This is a genomic window from Lysinibacillus sphaericus, from assembly GCF_015844675.1.
Taxonomy (GTDB): domain Bacteria; phylum Bacillota; class Bacilli; order Bacillales_A; family Planococcaceae; genus Lysinibacillus; species Lysinibacillus sphaericus_E.
Genome location: NZ_LDGC01000092.1, coordinates 40,428 through 58,403, shown reverse-complemented (window position 1 = coordinate 58,403; position 17,976 = coordinate 40,428). Strand labels below are relative to the sequence as shown.

Below are 17,976 nucleotides of genomic sequence, written 5' to 3'. Positions count from 1 at the left end.
TAGTATGCCTGTTTTTTTGTCATTATAAAGGTGACTATAAATTAGAAGGGGTGGAAATAATTGAACATTTTAGTTTTAGGAGGCACTCGCCTCTTTGGTAAAAAACTTGTTGAGCTTTGTCTTCAAAATGGGCATAACGTAACTATTTTAACACGTGGACAAAGTGGAAATCCTTTTGGTACAAAGGTGAAGCAGCTAATTGTCAATCGAGATGATGCCGATTCATTGTCACAGGCGCTATCAAGTACTACATGGGACATTGTCTATGATAATATTTGCTACTCTCCGAATGAAGCTTTTAAAATATGTGAAATTTTAGAAGGTAAAACGAAAAAGCTCGTTTTTACATCTACTCTATCCACCTACGAAATAGACGGCAATGTCAAAACAGAAGAAGATTTTAATCCATTTAATTATGAAATTCGAATGGGGAATCGCGAAGATTTTTCATATGGTGAAGGAAAGCGTCTAGCTGAAGCAGTACTTTTCAAAGAAGCTACGTTTCCTGTTGTCGCTGTCCGTTTCCCTATTGTTATGGGTGAGAATGACTATACACGCCGTTTACATTTTCATGTTGAACAAATTTTACAGGAACAGCCTATTTCATTGCCAAATATTGAAGCAAAAATGAGCTTTATTACAGATGACGAAGCAGCTGCATTTTTGTATTTTGCTGGCATTACGCCAATTGAAGGCCCTTATAACGCAACAGCGGCAGGTGCAATTTCATTAAAGGATTTGCTAGGTCTTATTGAAAGTGCAACCGGAAAGCATGCAAAAATATCTCTTGTAGGTGGCAACGAAAAATCGCAGTCACCATATGGGGTTCCAGCAGATTGGTATATGTCAACTGCAAAGGCAGAAGCGGCAGGCTTTACATTTAGTCAACTTCATGATCGGCTCCCTACTCTAGTGAAAACATTAGTAAAAGAGCTACAATAAAGTGAAGACTTAATAATCAGTGGAGCGTTCTTTACCCCACTGATTATTAAGTCTTCACCAATCGAGGTTTTACGAGCAGTTACTCTCCCAACTAAATTCGAGGTGAAAGCCTTGTACCAGATGCTTTGCTTTCGGTACAAAATAAAATACTGCCAGTAAATGCGGGATAAGATTTTACTACACTACCAAAAAGTTGCGGATGACATTTTTTTAAAACGTATTCTATGTAAATAAGTTTCTTGGAGTGGAGGCGGGGCGACTCCTTGGGGATTAACAAAAGGGGAACGAAGGCTAAGAGCACCACATCCTGTGATAACGTCTTCTCGACCAACATCCTGTTGGCCAAAGAGCACCATTTATCAGATGCTTTTTAAGCGGATTCAGTGGTTTACTTTTATTCAATTAGCGAAGCAAAAAGAGGTTTTTGCTGAATTAATATGGTAAATTTAATAAAAGGTGGAATTTTTTTATTGTTTCTCCTTATAATATACAATATTTAAGCGTGTGTTTTTATACTACTAGATTTTTTGTAAGTAAAAGTGTGGGGTGATTAATTGAATTTTATTACTTGGTCAATTATTGCAGCAGAAATTGGTTTTTGGATTGTTATAATACTCGGTCTAACTTTACGTTATGTATATAACTTCAAAAAAATGGGATCGTTCTTTTTACTTCTAACACCCGTGATTGATTTGTTTCTGTTAATCGTAACTGCTATAGATCTATTAAAGGGTGGAAATGCAACTACGTCTCACGCAATTGCTGCTATCTATTTAGGTGTGTCGATTGCTTTTGGAAAGAGTATCGTTCGTTGGGCTGATGAAAGGTTCTTATACTACATAAAAAAAGAGGGAACAAAACCTGAAAAAAAGACTGGTTTCGCATATGCTCGTAATTCTTTGAAAGGGTCTTTTCAGCATTTATTTGCATATATCATCGGAGCAGGATTTTTATTAATATTGATATACTTAGTAAATGATGCGGACCGTAGCTCTAAACTTTTTGAAACACTAAAAGTATGGTCTTTAGTACTGGGAATTGATTTTATCATATCTATTTCATATTTCATTTGGCCACGAGGAAAATAATTATTTTACATAGAAGTAAGTAAAATATTTTAAAAATAATGAATGTTTTTTCTTCAACTAACCGAGCCTTCGTTAAATTTTCGATTCACAAAATATCAAACCGAAAAGACAGATTTTTCCTACACATTTTGTAGATTAAATCTGTCTTTAACAGCAACAATCTTTGAGAAAACAGCCTTTGATAAGCATTAAAATCTGCTAAATTTCTTTGGCAAGAAGTCTAGCAGATTTATTTTTAATCGTATTTAATTGTACAGACACTACAGCAGTATCGTTTTCAATATCTCAATTGCTTCATCGATTTCTGCTTTTGACACGGTTAATGGAGGTAATAAACGTATAACATTTGGCCCTGCACCTACTAATAATAAGCCGTTCTCCTCTGCCGCAGTTATATACGAGGCTACCTCAGTGTCACCACAGCCAATGCCAAGAAGTAAGCCTTGACCCTGTACGGTATACGTAGAAGGGAGATTCGCTTTTAACTGCTTCACAAAATATGCGGATAGCTCCTGTACATTTTGTAAAAATGCAGGTTCAAAGACATGATCAAGCACAGTTTCAGCAACACGCATTGCAAGTGGATTTCCACCGAATGTTGTTCCATGTGTGCCAGGACTAAATGTTTCATATAGCTCTGCTGTGCCAAGCATACTACCGACAGGGAAACCTCCACCTAGCCCTTTTGCCAACGTTACAATTTGCGGCTTTAAAATCGTTTGTTCAAAAGCATATTTTGTTCCTGTTCGTCCAATACCCGTTTGAACCTCATCGATTATTAGTAATATTCCTTTGTCGTCACAAGCTTTAGCTATTGCTGCTGCGAACTCGGGTGATACACTGTTAACGCCACCCTCACCTTGAATCATCTCCAACATTATTGCTGCGACAGAATCGTCAATCGTTGCTTCAAGTGCTGCCACATCATTAAAAGGAAGAATTGTAAATTTTTCAACAAGTGGTCCGAAGCCATTATGTACCTTGCCCTGACCTGTTGCGGACATTGCTCCAAAAGTTCGTCCATGAAAGGATTTCTCGAAAGTAATAATATGATTTTTCCCTGTATGCTTACGTGCAAGCTTGATGGCCGCTTCATTTGCTTCCGCACCACTATTACAGAAAAATGCATATGAAAAATGTGTATCAGCTATTAACTTTTGTGCAACCTTCTCCTGACCAGGAATAGCAAATAAATTAGAAATATGCCAAAGCGTTCTGCTTTGATCATGAATAGCCTCCACAATCGCAGGATGTGCATGACCAAGACTCACTACAGCAATCCCACTTGTAAAATCTAAATATTTTTTCCCAGCAGCATCTTCAACAACTGTTCCTTGCCCTTTGACAATTTGGGCGCGGCGTTTGCCATAGTTTTCAAATAAAGCACTCATCTAATCACCCCTACTTAAATTCATAGCTTAAATCTTCAATCTTACTCAACTATATTGCTACCTCTATGCCATTAGAACAGTCATTCCTACTATAACGAGGAATAACTTTCACTGGTGAAGACGAGCATTTAATTCAAATGGGATAAAATCGTCGTACCCACTAAGGATTCCCCAACTATTTGCACGGATGGAATACCTGCATTTAAGCATTCGAGAGCTCCTTGAACCTTAGGTATCATCCCACCGTAAATATGCCCCTCCTCAATCCATTGATTGATGAAAGAAGGTGTTACTTTTGATTGATATTCATCGTTTATTCGAATACCATTTACATCTGTTACAAGTAATAAGCTATCTGCCTCTAAAGCTAGTGCTATTTCACTTGCTACCGTATCCCCATTAATATTCAATGCCTGACCATGTACATCCGCTCCTACGCAAGCAATAACTGGTACTACCCTTGCATTTATTAATGCTTCTAGTAAAGATGTATTGACGGTCTTTACTTCACCAACATAACCGAATACATCTTTGTCTAGGTAATCAGCTACAATCAACTGATCATCAAATCCGTTTAAGCCAATTGCAGATATGCCAGCCGTTGTTAATTCATGAACAAGCGCAGGATTGACCTTTCCTAATAACGTTGACTGTACGATATCCATTACAGCCTCACTCGTTACACGAATACCGTTTATAGCATGTGATTTTATTCCATGGTCCGCAAGTTCACGATTGATAGCTGGGCCACCACCATGGGTAATAATAAGCTCTGCACCGCTCTCTTGAAATTTTTTAAAATTCTCAAAAAATGATTCATTTAAGCCTTCTAGCGTACTACCCCCAAGCTTAATGACCATTCGTTTACGAGCGATACGAGGCATTGATTTGAACGTAGTCATAAGTTAGATCACATCCCCAAGCATGCCCCTTGCCTTCCCCAATACCAAGCGACACATAAATTTTCACTTCATGCATTTTTAAAATTTGAATTAACTCATCCTCTGAGAATGGAACTGGCTCACCGTTTTCAACCATAGTTACACCGCCAATTTGGATCGTAATTTTTTCCGGATCAACCGTTGCGCCACTATAGCCTACAGCAGCAATTATACGTCCCCAGTTTGCATCACAGCCAAATACTGCCGTTTTCACAAGCGGTGAACCAACTACAGTTTTAGCAATTTTGCGTCCTTCTTCATCCGAAATTGCCCCTTCGACTTCTACCTCAATCAGCTTCGTTGCACCTTCACCATCTTTGGCAATCATTTTCGCTAAGTCTTGAGCTACGGTTTTCAATGTAAAGTAGAAGTTTTGCCAATCCGGATGATTAGGAGTTAGAGCTTCATTGTCCGCTAAGCCATTTGCCATCACAACAACTGTGTCATTTGTAGATGTATCTCCATCCACTGTAATTGCATTAAAAGTCAAGTTTGTTAGATCAGATAAAGTGGCCTGTAGAACATCTGATTCAATATTTGCATCTGTCGTAATAAAACCTAGCATTGTCGCCATATTTGGTTCTATCATACCCGAACCTTTTGCAACACCAGCGATAATAACCTCCTTGCCATCAACGATAGTGCTGTAACTTGTGTTTTTCATAACGGTATCTGTTGTTAATATCGCTTGGGCAAAATCAATCGCACTTTCTAAATTATCCTTTGGCTCTAACTGATTAATCCCATTTGCTACTGGCTCCATATTCATAATTTCACCGATGACACCTGTTGAGCAAACTCCTACTAGATTTGCCTCGATGCCCAGCTTTTCCGCTACTAGGAATTGCATTGTTTGTGCATCCTTCGCTCCTTGCTTCCCTGTACATGCATTAGCATTTCCGGAGTTAACAATCATCGCCTGCATTTTTTTCGTTGTGTACACAACTTCTTTCGTTACTTTTAATGGTGCCGCCTGCACAGCATTCGTTGTAAAGACACCTGCTACACTTGCTGGTACTTCACTGACTAATACAGCTAAATCTTTTTTCTTATGCTTTAAACCACAGTGTAAACCCGCAGCTTTAAACCCCTTTGGTGAAACAATATTTTTACTTGATAATTTTTTCATCATACTTGCGGATGCTATTAATGTCATAAAATCTTTCCTCCTTAGTTAATCAATTATCCTCGACATAAAAGTTAAGAAACATTTGAAGCTGACGCTATGCTTTCGCTACATAAAACTTTTTTCTGAAAGAAGTTAAATAAAGAATGGAACGACATCTAATCCTGTAATTTGTGGTAAATCAAATTGAACGTTCATATTTTGAATGGCTTGCCCAGCAGCCCCTTTGACTAAATTATCAATGACGCCAACGATTGTGGCACGATTCGTACGGCTATCTACTTTCACGAAAATATCACAATAGTTTGAACCTTTAACGCGATTTGTTCCCAAACTATTAGCATCTGTAACAATCCGTACAAACGGATGCTTTTCATATGCACTTTGCAAACAAGCTACTAGCTGCTCTTCTGTAACACCAGGCATAACAGGTGCATATGAGGTGGATAAAATCCCTCTAGTCATTGGCACTAAATGCGTATTAAAAGTAATAGTTGTATCGCCCCCTGTAAACATCGAAATGGCCTGCTCAATTTCTGGTATATGCTGATGTGCATTCGTTTTATAGATTGATAAACTTTCATTTGCTTCGCTAAAATGTGTTGTTTGTGATGGTTTATTTCCGGCTCCTGAAATCCCACTTTTTGCATCAATCACTAAAAAACTCGAATCAATCAATCTTTCTTTTAGCAACGGTAACAACGAAAGTAATACCGCTGTTGGGTAACACCCTGGATTTGCGACAAGAGAAGCATGTTGAATATTTTCTGCATTCCATTCAGTTAAGCCATATACACTTTGTTGAATGATTTCCAATGGTGCCGCTTTTTTACCGTACCACGCTTCGTAGCTCGCTGGATCTTGTAAACGAAAGTCACCAGACAAGTCTATTAATTTAGGACCTTTCCCGAACAGAGGTGGTAATAGCTCACTTGTCACCCCTGAAGGCGTACTTGTAAAAACAACATCAAATTTCTCTAAAGCCCCATAATCAATTTTTTGTAAAGGTGTATCGACTATATGAACGAGATGACCAAACTTAGATGAAAAAACGACACCTTCTTCTGAGGATGTGAATAAATCGATCCGCTCCACCGCTTTATGATTATGTAAAAATCGAATAAGCTCTAATCCACCATACCCGGTTGCACCAACAATTCCTATTTTCAATGCACTCACCTCTGAAATAAGTTAAAATTAGTATACGTCTGCATATTTATTAAGTCAACTGAATTTTTATTTATATTTTAATTTTTCTAAATTTTTATTGAGTAATTTATTTTGAGAAAAGTTAGAATAAACAAACGCTACAAGACAAGGAAAATACTTAGAAAAAACAAATAAAATCCCTAAAAGGTTAACCTATTCACTAGTAAGGAATCATTTTTATCTTCTGCATTTTAATGTATTAAGCGATGCTCATCTCCATAACATGGGGTGATTTCCGTTCCGACTGGGCGCTTTGTTGCTGCCGCTTCGCTTTCGCACAGAGCAAAGCTTCCTGGGGGCGTCCGATGAGCCGCTTCGCTTAACTGGCAGTAAAACAAGAAAGCAGGAATTTTTCGTCGACCGAATAAATTCCTGCTTCTTATATTACAAAATTAATCTTCCATCGTAGATAAATCACCTGTTGGTAAATTTAACTCCCACGCCTTCAACACTCGACGCATGATTTTACCACTGCGTGTTTTTGGTAGCTTATCCTTAAATTCGATTTCACGAGGTGCTGCGTGTGCAGATAAGCCCCTCTTAACAAAATTACGAATATCCTCAGTCAATGCATCTGAAGGTTCTACACCCTCACGTAAGGATATAAATGCTTTAATAATTTCACCTCGTACGGGATCTGGTTTTCCAATCACCCCTGCCTCGACGATATCAGGATGCTCTAGTAGCTTACTTTCTACCTCAAAAGGACCTACCCGCTCACCAGCTGTCATAATAACATCATCTACACGCCCTTGGAACCAGAAGTAACCATCATCATCCATATAGGCAGAGTCCCCAGTCACGTACCATTCCCCTTTTAAGAAATAGGATTCATAACGCTCTGGATTCCCCCAAATTTGACGCATCATCGCTGGCCAACCACGTCGGATTGCTAGATTTCCCATTGTAAAAGGCGGTACTTCATTACCAGCGTCATCAACAATCGTCGCATGAATACCTGGTAATGGTTTACCCATTGAACCGGGCTTAATATCCATAGAAGGATAGTTACAAATCATATGCGCACCAGTTTCTGTCATCCACCACGTATCATGAATACGGTGACCTAGCTCCTCAGTCCCCCAACGAATTACCTCTGGATTTAATGGCTCACCAACAGATAAAATGTGACGTATCGAAGATAGATCATAGTTCTCAAGCATACCACTACCAGCACCCATTAACATTCTGAAAGCAGTTGGTGCACTATACCAAACTGTTACACTATAATCCTCAATAGCTTGGTACCAAGCTTGTGGTGAAAATCTCCCACCAACAATTAGCATTGTGACGCCATTTAACCATGGACCAAAAATGCCATATGCTGTGCCTGTCACCCATCCTGGATCAGCCGTACACCAGTAAATATCGTCTTCACGCAAATCTAATACCCATTGTGTTGATTGATATTGTTGAAGCATTGCATTATGAACATGCAATACTCCCTTTGGTGCTCCTGTTGATCCAGACGTATAATGAAGAATCATACCATCCTCTCTGTCCACCCATTCAATGTCAAAATGAGAAGATGCTTCTTTCAAGCGTCTATTAAAATCTAAAATTTGTGTTGTTTCCTCTATATCAGACCCTACTAAAAAGACTTGCTGCAAATGTGGTAGTTTTTCTAATGGTACACGTTCAAGTAACTCTGGTGTTGTCACTAATACTTTAGCTTCACTATCTGCAAGTCTGTCATAAACAGCACCTTCCATAAATGCCTCGAATAATGGACCTACGATAACGCCCATTTTCAAAGCGCCTAATAAAGAAAAATAAAGCTCCGGTGAACGGGGCATAAAAATAAATAATCGATCACCTTTTTTTAAATTTGTTGCTGCCTTAAAAACATTTGCAGCTTTATTTGTCAGCTTCTTCATTTCATTGAAAGAATAAGCCTCTTTACGTTTTCCATCATTAAAATAAAGTGCAACTTTGTTTTTCAGATGCGTTTCCGTATGACGGTCAATTGCCTCGTATGCCATATTCACAAGCCCTGTTTTATACCAACTAAATCCCTTTTCTGTCTCTGCCCAATCATGTGTTGCCGCAGCTTTTTCATAATCAAGCAAATTATATTGCCCCGGTAAAGCATTCAACTTCTCCAACATTTTCATCCCCATGAAACTACCCCTCTCTTTGCTATCGCCTTAGTACATTAGTAAGCAAATTATCAATTATGCCTCGGCATAATTGCGTCCGGAATCGGCTTTGTGCCTGCACAAAGAACTCCTTCCCGATTCCGTGACATCCGCCGGAGGCTTTACCTACTTTCAGCAAGTGTTTGAACACCAGTTGAAAAATAACTTAAACCCGCATTCATCTCCCACCTATAAGTAGGAGACTTCCGCTGAAAGAAGGTAAATCGTAATTTCATTATTTTCCCCCTTCAAAATCCGCCACCATCTCCAAAGACAAATACGTTATGCAGCAATTGTTATACAACAGTTTAGGTAGCATAGAATTAGTGAATGCTTATTCACACTACATTCATCTGTTAAATAACAGTTGCAATATACATATATTTTACACGAATTCATCAAGAATGTCTTAATATTTTTATTTTTCTAAAAACGTAGGTATATTTCACAATAAATAGCGTTTTTCCGCAGGAAATCAGCTATAATGGAATTATTAAACTCAGGTGGTGTAATCATGGAACATAAAAAAACTTTTTTTTCTGTCACAAAGGAAACTAAGCATGGTACTGTGTATGTGGAAGGACCTGTTCCTCCAGAAAAATTAGCTACATATTCATTCCACGAAGGCTTGGTTGCTTTTAGACCTCCAAAGCAACAACAGCAAGCCATTATAGAAATTGCAGGGCTTCCTGAAGGACGAATTATTATTATTCGAAATGAAAACATTATTGTAGGCTACGTCACTTATTTATATCCCGATCCACTTGAACGATGGGCAGAAGATCGAATTGATAACATGATTGAGCTAGGTGCTATTGAAGTCATTCCAGAATATCGTGGTACAGGTGCTGGTAAGGCACTTCTAGCCGTGTCTTTTATGGGAGATGAAATGGAAGATTATCTTGTTATCACGACCGAATATTATTGGCATTGGGACTTAAAAGGGACTGGTTTAAATGTTTGGGATTATCGTAAAATGATGGAGAAAATGATGGGCTCTGCCAACTTCGAATATTTTGCTACAGATGACCCTGAAATTACATCACATCCTGCTAACTGCTTGATGGCACGTGAAGGAAAACGCGTGCCCCCTGAGACAATGGAAAGATTTGATAGACTTCGTTTTAGAAATCGCTTCATGTATTAAAGCCAACACAAGGGGATGAGTATATGATCGTAGAAGAAATTATGAATGATGAGCCTCACACACTGGCTCCGACAAATACAGTCGTAGAGGCACTGAAATTAATGCGGGAGAAAAAAGTACGTCATTTGCCAGTTGTAGATGAGGAACATCACGTTCTTGGGGTTATCACAGAAAGAGATATAAAAGAGGCTTTACCTTCCTCATTACGGGATGAGCCTAACTCTCCAGTTTTTAATGCAAAAGTGGAAGAAATTATGATTAAAAACCCACTTGTCGGTCATCCGCTTGATTTCGTAGAAGAAGTAGCTCTTACTTTTTATGAATCTAAAATAGGATGTTTACCTATTGTCTCTGGGGGGAAATTAGTTGGGATTGTAACTACCACAGATTTACTCTATACATATATAGAGTTAACAGGCGCCACTGAACCTGGCTCAAAAATTGAAATTCGTGTAGCCGATACGCCAGGAATATTATTTGAAGTCACAAAAATTTTTAGCAAACATCATGCAAATGTCCAAAGCGTCTTAGTTTATCCTGACTCTGAAAATACGCAAAATAAAATACTAAGTGTCCGAGTAAAAACCCTGAATCCACTAGCTATGATTGAAGAACTTCGTAAAGAAGGCTTCGATGTCTTATGGCCAAATTTACCAGGTGTTTCATTACAATGAAAAAAGCAGTATTTGTTTACTCGCCAGAGCAACTCGGATATAAATTTTCAGATACGCATCCTTTCAATCATAAACGCTTGACGCTTACAATGGATTTGCTAAAGAATATTGATGCTCTTAATGATTTGGATATCGTTCCAGCTCGTGTCGCTACAGAGGAAGAGCTTTTACTTGCACATGATCAAAAATATATTGATATCGTTAAAAGAGCAGGACATGGCGAGCTTTCAGAGGCACAATGTGAAAGCTATGGCATCGGTACTGAAGATACACCCATTTTTAAAAATATGCATGAAGCAAGTGCACAGCTTGTCGGTGGAACGTTAACAGCTGTCGATTATGTTATGGAGGGAAAGGCCGAGCACGCTCTCAATCTAGGTGGAGGGCTACATCATGGCTTCCGTGGACGTGCATCAGGTTTTTGTATTTATAACGATAGTTCTGTAGCCATTCGCTATTTGCAGGAAAAATACAATGCTCGTGTACTTTATGTAGATACCGATGCCCACCATGGGGATGGGGTGCAATGGAGTTTTTATGAAGATCCAGATGTTTGTACACTATCTATTCATGAAACAGGTCGTTATCTTTTCCCCGGAACTGGTAATATTACGGAACGTGGAAACGGACAGGGTTATGGCACTTCTTTTAATTTTCCAATTGATGCTTTTACGGAAGATGAAAGTTTCCTAGAAATATATGAAAAAGCTATGCGAGAAGTCTTTGAATTTTTCAAGCCGGATGTTGTGCTAACACAAAACGGCGCAGATGCACATTTTTTTGATCCATTAACACATTTATATGGAACAATGAAAATTTATCGAGAAATTCCAAAGCTTGCACATAAATTAGCACATGAATATTGCGGGGGGAAATGGATTGCTGTTGGGGGTGGAGGCTACGATATTTGGCGCGTTGTGCCTCGCGCATGGTCTATGCTTTGGCTTGAAATGACAGATCAGCAATTACCGACAGGACCCCTCCCTCAAGCTTGGTTAGATCGTTGGCAGCCTGAATCACCAGTGCCTTTTATTCCAACTTGGGAGGATCCAAACCCACTATATGAGCCGATCCCTAGAAAGACTGAAATTGAAGAAAAAAACACGCAAATGCTAACCAAAGCGCTACATATTATTCGCAATGAGAACCGCGCTTAACAATATGCCTCACGACAATCGTGGGGCTTTTCGTTTGCTCTTAGTCATCTATATAAAAACACGTAAATCCTTAAACAGATTTACGTGTTAAGTATCGTTATTTACTTTTGACAGATTGTCGATGTTCAATACGATGCGGTAAAATAACCGCTTCGTCCTCAACAGGCTCTTTGTTCATTAATTTTGTCAGCAAGCGCATTGCAACAGCTCCGATATCGTACAGTGGTAACGCGACACTTGTTAACTGTGGACGAACCATGCGAGCTAATTTTGAATTTTCAAAGCTGATTACTTCGATATCCTCAGGTACATCTTGGCCTGCATCCTGTGCACCATGAATCAATCCAATCGCTAATTCATCACTACCTGCAAAATAAGCAGTTGGAGGATTTTCAAGTGAGGATAATGTTTCCCACGCCTCTAAGCCCATATCATAGCTCGATTCATCTGCAGCGATTAGTGATTCATCTATAGGGTAACCTGCATCTTGTAAGGCTTTTTTATAAGCTGCAAGTTTGAATTTTCCATTAATAGTATACGAAAGCGGACCTGTTACGAAAGCGATTCGCTTATGACCATTTTGAATCAATAATGTAACCGCCTCATAAGCTGCTTGGTAATAATCAATATTAACAGTCGCAATTGTTTGTGATTCATCTACTGAACCTGCAAGTACAATTGGCACCGGAGAATGATCCATAGTTTGTTGCATTTTTTCAGTTACTTCGTCACTCATCATAACAATACCGTCAACCTGTTTCCCCAGCATTGTATCCAGTAGCTGAAGCTCTTTATCTTCATGTTGGTCTGAGTTGGCTAAAATAATATTGTAACGATACATTGTTGCAATATCTTCAACACCACGTGCCAGCTCCGCATAAACATTGTTTGCAATATCCGGGATAATCACGCCAACTGTTGTTGTTTTCTTGCTTGCTAATCCTCGCGCTACTGCGTTTGGACGATACTCTAATCGTTCAATTACTTCTAATACTTTTTTTCGTGTTGCCGGTTTTACGTTTTGATTACCATTGACTACACGAGAGACAGTTGCCATAGAAACATTTGCTTCTCTTGCAACATCATAAATTGTAACAGTCATCGTACGTGCCTCCCTTTTTCCTTTAATAGCCTTATCATACGATAATTTTCATATTCTTTTCAAGAAGCAGTATGTATATGAAAAGAAAAACCAAGTACAAGTAGTACTCTTCTAGACATTATTTTGTCACTATATAGTAAACACCGCCTGCCGGTTAAAGCAAGCGGTGTTTATCAACTTATCCATTATGCCCCGGCATAATGCGTCCGGGATCGGCTTTGCGCTTCCACAAAACCGATCCCGTGACATCCCCGAAGGCTTTGGCCAACAGATGTACTTTGTGCGAAAGCACAGATAAATTGCCACAGGACGTGGCGTTCTTAGACTGAGTTCTTCTATTTCAGCGGGTGTTTGGACACCCGCTTTGCTGAAAGAAGTTAAGCATTGATTTCATGGTTCTTCATGAAAGTTTGTAGTGTTTGGTAGAACGCATCAAATGTTGGAATATCCATTTGTTGTTGTGAATCTGAAAGTGCTACAGATGGATCTGGATGCACCTCTGCCATGACGCCATCAGCTCCAATAGCAATTGCCGCCTTAGCACATGGTAATAGTAAATCACGACGACCTGTTGAATGCGTAACGTCTACAAATACTGGTAAATGCGTTTCTTGTTTTAAAATTGGTACAGCAGAAATATCTAATGTGTTACGTGTTGCTTTTTCGTAAGTGCGAATACCACGCTCACAAAGAATGATGTTTTCATTTCCTTTAGACATAATGTATTCTGCTGCGTGAATGAATTCATCAATTGTCGCTGCTAATCCTCGTTTTAAAAGGACAGGTTTATTTGTTGCACCCGCTGCTTTTAATAATTCGAAGTTTTGCATATTACGTGCACCAATTTGGATAACATCGATGTAATCTAATGCTTCCTCTAAATGGCCTGGTGTAACAATTTCCGTAATAACACCTAAACCGTATTCCTCTGACACACGTTTTAAAATTTTAAGTCCTTCTAACCCAAGACCTTGGAAGTCATATGGAGAAGTACGTGGCTTATAAGCACCACCACGAATTAATTTTTCACCTTTTGCTTTAATAGATTCTGCTACCGCTGCTACTTGTTCGTATGACTCTACAGCACAAGGTCCAAATACGAAAGATGGTTTTCCTTGTCCAATTAGCTCACCATTTATATTAATGACAGTATCTTCTGATTTTTTCTTACGTGATACAAGTAATTCTTTTTTCTTGTCTGCTTCAAGTTGTTTTAAAGCTGTTTTAAAGATTTGTTTAAATATATAATCTACCGTCATTTGGTTTAATGGACCTTGATTGTGCTCTTTAATAAGATCAAGCATGTGTCGTTCACGCAATGGATCATAGCGAATCACACCTTGTTTTTCTTTAATCTTACCGATTTCATCAACTACTGCTGCTCGTTCGTTAATTAGACGAAGAATTTCTAAGTTCAAACCGTCAATTTGACTACGTAAGCTTTCTAAATCTTTTTGGCTCATGCTTTCTTGCTCCTCTCCTCATGACAGACACTTTCAGAACTCTGAAATGTATGTTACATTTTTAGATAATAGCAACATTATAATCAATGTTGCGCAGAATGTCACGCATTTTTAATTTAGCGCTTCAACTCGCTAAATTATATAATTATATTAACATATTACGAGAAAGGAAGCGAGTACATTGAGTTCAAAATTATTTGCACTTGATATCGGTACACGTTCTGTAGTAGGCATTATTTTAGCAGAAGATAATGACCACTTTCACGTGGAAGACATTTTAGTAAAAGAACATAAAGAACGCGCCATGGTAGATGGTCAAATACATAATGTCATGTATGTGGCAGATTTAATCAATGAAATTAAACATGAACTTGAAGAGAAGCATGGTCCTTTAACAAAAGTGAGTGTCGCTGCTGCTGGTCGCTCATTGAAAACAGAACAAGCAAGCGTGACAATCAATATTCGTAATCGGCCTATCTTTACAGAAGAAGATATAAGCCGTTTAGAACTACAAGCTGTTCAACAGGCACAGCAACAGCTCCTTCAACACAAAGATGATGCTAAAATAAGCCACTATTATTGTGTTGGTTATTCAGTTCTATACTATCGTTTAGATGGAGAAGAGATTGGTAGCCTACTCGATCAGCAAGGCGATGAAGCACAAATTGAAGTCATTGCTACGTTCTTGCCAAGAGTTGTCGTAGAATCACTTATCGCGGCTCTTAAACGGGCGGATTTAGAGATGGAAGCACTAACATTAGAACCTATTGCAGCTATTAACGTGCTGATCCCCCCAACAATGCGTCGTTTAAATGTGGCGCTAGTTGATATTGGTGCTGGTACATCTGATATTGCCATTACCGATAAAAGTACTGTTGTCGCGTATGGCATGGTACCAACAGCTGGTGATGAAATAACAGAAGCATTAAGTGACCATTATTTACTCGACTTCCCGGTTGCCGAACAAGCGAAACGACAACTGCAAACAGAAGAAGAAATATTAATTCAGGATATTTTAGGCTTTGATCAATACTATCCGAAAGAGGAAGTTCTTCAAGCAATCGATCCTGCTGTCAAACAACTGGCGAAAGCCATTGGAGAAGAGATATTACGTCTTAATAATCAGTCAGCTCCTAAAGCGGTAATGCTTGTTGGTGGAGGTAGCTTAACACCCAAACTTACAACTGAACTTGGACTCATACTAAATTTACCTGCCAATCGCATTGCTGTTCGAGGGATTGACGCTATTCAAAACTTAACAAAAGAAGATCATATTAAAGCATCTCCTGAATTAGTGACTCCAATTGGTATTGCCATTGCTGCAAAAAAAACGCCTATTCAATATATGAGCCTAACTGTCAATGAACAAGTAGTGCGCCTTTTTGAATTAAAAGAAATGACTGTTGCTGATGCATTTTTAGCAGCCAATATTCGAGCAAAGCAGTTATATGGAAAACCAGGGCATGGACTATCAGTGAATGTAAATGGACAAGATATTTTCATTCCTGGTGGTCACGGTCAACCGGCGGAAATTTTAGTGAATGGCCACCAAGCATCCACTAAAACGATGATTAAAACAGGTGATGCCATCCAGCTAATTGAAGGCCAAGACGGTCAGCAAGCTAATGCTACAGTGAGAGATATTGTAGATGATGCTGCCATTAAAACCATTACGATTCAAGAAACAAAATATGTAATTGAACCACAAGTAACTGTTAATGGTTCCCCTGCATCACTCGATAGTGCATTAAATGATCGTGATGTTGTGATGTTTGAAATAGCTGAGACAGTCGAGGATGTATTTAAGCTCACAAATAATTGGGCGTTATTAAAACAATTTGAGTCATTTTATATTCAAGTGGACGGAAAGCCACTTTATTTACCAGAGTTTTCAGCTCATTTAATGATGAATGGTAAACCATCTAAAATGTCATATGCTGTACAAGATGGTGATGTACTTACATTTCAGCAACAAACATACCCTACCGTTCAACGGATTGCTGACCAAATGAGTGTTTTGCTTGAGGATAAAATCATCATACACTTTCAAAATGAGATAGTAGAGCTAAAAAAAATGGCCAACGAAGTTCTCGTTAATCAAGTAGTCGTATCACCTCTTACAACCGTCTCAAATGGAGCTAGTATTTCTTTTAAAGAAAAAGACCGAAGTCGATGGATCTACCAAGATGTGTTCCGCTTCTCCAATTGGCAACTGCCTACGACATTTAAAGGCAATTTCACGATTTTACGAAATGGTCAACCGGCAAGCTTCGATATGGAGATTTTCGGCGGAGATAAACTAGAAATTTTATTAGAAAAAGCACCTATATCTTAAAAAAAGGGATATGATACATCGTTGATAAGATGTATCATATCCCTTTTATCTATTATGCGCGAACTTCTTCACTTTTTTTTTCAGCTTGTTCCTTTTTTTCACTAGCATCCTCTGCCTTAGGCTCTTCACTAGGAATGAAATCCTCCAGTGGCTCTTCACCCTCGAAAGAAACAGTACCATCGTCAAAAACAGTTGGTGCCTTTGCTGATTTTAATGTTTTTACTTTCTCTACTAATTGTGTAGATTGTTCTTGAATTTGTTTAGATAATTGAACGGTTTTATCTTTTGCAGTTGTCGAGAAATCTGCACTCTTATCTTTTAAGTTAACAGCTTGTACTGCTACATCGCTAAGTAAATCTTTTCCTGATTTCGGAGCTAGTAATAATCCAGCTGCTGCACCTACTATACCCCCAACTAATGCACCAATAACGAAATCCTTCATGTTCACTCGCTCCTCTTCATAAATCGAATCTTGCGGATGATAAAGCTGCGGCAATGAACTTTCAAGTTGTTGTTCCTTTACTTCATTAAAATTCGGCTTTTGAGTTGTCATGCAACAATTCCTCCCCATCTTATTATCTAATTTGCCTAGACTGGTTGTCCATCTGCTTTTGCGGATGCATTCTTCAACTTATGCCTAAGACTTTATTTTTATTCGGCTGGCATTAATGCCTACCGAACAATAATTATTTTTTACGGCCCCATTTTCTTTTCGATTTTTCAGTTTGTGCTGATTCAAAAGGATAAACATCATCTTGAATCACCTCATTGGCCTGTTCGATAATTTTACGTTTTTTCCACTTATCAGCAATGCCGATTGCGACATTACTCCACTGAACAACCTGTGCAATTTTTTCTTCATTTTGTTCCACACTTGTAGAAATTGAAGAAGTAATTTGCTGTACAGATTTATTTAAACCATTCACAGAGTCGCCAATTCCTTTGACTGCATGAACAACAGAATTTAACTGTTCAGATTTTTCTTGAATATCTTCTGCCAAGCTATTTGTTTTAGCTAGTAAGGAAGTCGTTTCACGTGTAATACCTTCCATTTGACCTTCTATACCCGATAATGTTCCTGCTAAACTGTTAAGGATTGGTTTGAGCGAAAATAATGTCATTCCTACGCTCACACAAAAAATTAAAAAACCGATTGCTGCGATGATTGCTGCAATATACAAAATAACTTCCATAACTAGACCTCCTGCAAGTACAAATTCTCTTTACTATTCATTTCCTTATTTTCGACAAAAAAAACGGAAT

The 17,976-nt window shown here is 38.6% G+C and carries 15 protein-coding genes; 6 read left to right on the top strand and 9 right to left on the bottom strand.

The genetic code is table 11. The features are described from left to right. Positions 1-60: 60 nt before the first annotated feature. Positions 61-942 (top strand): NAD-dependent epimerase/dehydratase family protein, encoded by an 882-nt coding sequence (locus ABE34_RS22440; protein ID WP_197144658.1) that lies wholly within the window; start codon positions 61-63, stop codon positions 940-942. Between the two features lie 554 nt (positions 943-1,496). Continuing rightward, a complete protein-coding gene (locus ABE34_RS22435) occupies positions 1,497-2,030 on the top strand; it encodes a hypothetical protein (protein WP_132358150.1) in 534 nt (177 codons plus the stop codon). 260 nt (positions 2,031-2,290) lie between these two features. On the opposite strand, the gene ABE34_RS22430 is transcribed toward ABE34_RS22435, so the two are convergent. From ABE34_RS22430 to acsA, 5 genes are all read right to left on the bottom strand, one after another. Then, positions 2,291-3,421 carry an acetylornithine transaminase gene (locus ABE34_RS22430; RefSeq protein WP_197144657.1) on the bottom strand — a complete coding sequence of 377 codons (1,131 nt, stop codon included), beginning with the start codon at positions 3,419-3,421 and terminating at the stop codon, positions 2,291-2,293. A gap of 128 nt (positions 3,422-3,549) precedes the next feature. Next, positions 3,550-4,323 carry an acetylglutamate kinase gene (gene argB, locus ABE34_RS22425; RefSeq protein WP_197144656.1) on the bottom strand — a complete coding sequence of 258 codons (774 nt, stop codon included), beginning with the start codon at positions 4,321-4,323 and terminating at the stop codon, positions 3,550-3,552. Next, positions 4,286-5,518 (bottom strand): bifunctional glutamate N-acetyltransferase/amino-acid acetyltransferase ArgJ, encoded by a 1,233-nt coding sequence (gene argJ / locus ABE34_RS22420; RefSeq protein ID WP_197144655.1) that lies wholly within the window; start codon positions 5,516-5,518, stop codon positions 4,286-4,288. The genes argB and argJ overlap by 38 nt, the downstream gene beginning before the upstream one ends. Before the next feature lie 105 nt (positions 5,519-5,623). Beyond that, on the bottom strand, positions 5,624-6,658 hold the full coding sequence (gene argC / locus ABE34_RS22415; protein WP_197144654.1) for an N-acetyl-gamma-glutamyl-phosphate reductase: 1,035 nt from the start codon (positions 6,656-6,658) through the stop codon (positions 5,624-5,626). 431 nt (positions 6,659-7,089) lie between these two features. Continuing rightward, positions 7,090-8,817 carry an acetate--CoA ligase gene (acsA, locus tag ABE34_RS22410; RefSeq protein ID WP_430982179.1) on the bottom strand — a complete coding sequence of 576 codons (1,728 nt, stop codon included), beginning with the start codon at positions 8,815-8,817 and terminating at the stop codon, positions 7,090-7,092. 532 nt (positions 8,818-9,349) lie between these two features. Here acsA and ABE34_RS22405 point away from each other — a divergent pair. The 3 genes from ABE34_RS22405 to ABE34_RS22395 are packed head-to-tail and all read left to right on the top strand — an operon-like array spanning position 9,350 to position 11,813. After that, positions 9,350-9,982, top strand: coding sequence for a GNAT family N-acetyltransferase (locus ABE34_RS22405; protein WP_197144858.1), 633 nt, complete (start codon positions 9,350-9,352; stop codon positions 9,980-9,982). Between the two features lie 23 nt (positions 9,983-10,005). Further along, positions 10,006-10,656, top strand: coding sequence for an acetoin utilization AcuB family protein (locus ABE34_RS22400; protein ID WP_197144653.1), 651 nt, complete (start codon positions 10,006-10,008; stop codon positions 10,654-10,656). Next, entirely contained in the window at positions 10,653-11,813 is a 1,161-nt protein-coding gene (locus ABE34_RS22395; protein ID WP_197144652.1) for an acetoin utilization protein AcuC, read from the top strand. Before ABE34_RS22400 ends, ABE34_RS22395 begins: the two co-directional genes overlap by 4 nt. 97 nt (positions 11,814-11,910) lie before the next feature. On the opposite strand, the gene ccpA is transcribed toward ABE34_RS22395, so the two are convergent. Further along, positions 11,911-12,915: a catabolite control protein A gene (gene ccpA / locus ABE34_RS22390; protein WP_197144651.1), complete on the bottom strand. Its 1,005-nt coding sequence runs from the start codon at positions 12,913-12,915 to the stop codon at positions 11,911-11,913. Positions 12,916-13,292: 377 nt separating this feature from the next. Continuing rightward, a complete protein-coding gene (locus tag ABE34_RS22385) occupies positions 13,293-14,378 on the bottom strand; it encodes a bifunctional 3-deoxy-7-phosphoheptulonate synthase/chorismate mutase (RefSeq protein WP_197144650.1) in 1,086 nt (361 codons plus the stop codon). A 181-nt stretch (positions 14,379-14,559) separates the two neighbouring features. Here ABE34_RS22385 and ABE34_RS22380 point away from each other — a divergent pair, with 181 nt between their 5' ends. Then, complete coding sequence (locus ABE34_RS22380) at positions 14,560-16,713, top strand: cell division FtsA domain-containing protein (protein WP_197144649.1); 2,154 nt, start codon at positions 14,560-14,562, stop codon at positions 16,711-16,713. 52 nt (positions 16,714-16,765) lie between these two features. Here ABE34_RS22380 and ABE34_RS22375 read toward each other — a convergent pair whose 3' ends face one another. Beyond that, positions 16,766-17,266, bottom strand: coding sequence for a YtxH domain-containing protein (locus ABE34_RS22375; protein ID WP_197144648.1), 501 nt, complete (start codon positions 17,264-17,266; stop codon positions 16,766-16,768). A gap of 133 nt (positions 17,267-17,399) precedes the next feature. After that, a complete protein-coding gene (locus tag ABE34_RS22370) occupies positions 17,400-17,906 on the bottom strand; it encodes a DUF948 domain-containing protein (RefSeq protein ID WP_079561642.1) in 507 nt (168 codons plus the stop codon). Positions 17,907-17,976: the final 70 nt, after the last annotated feature.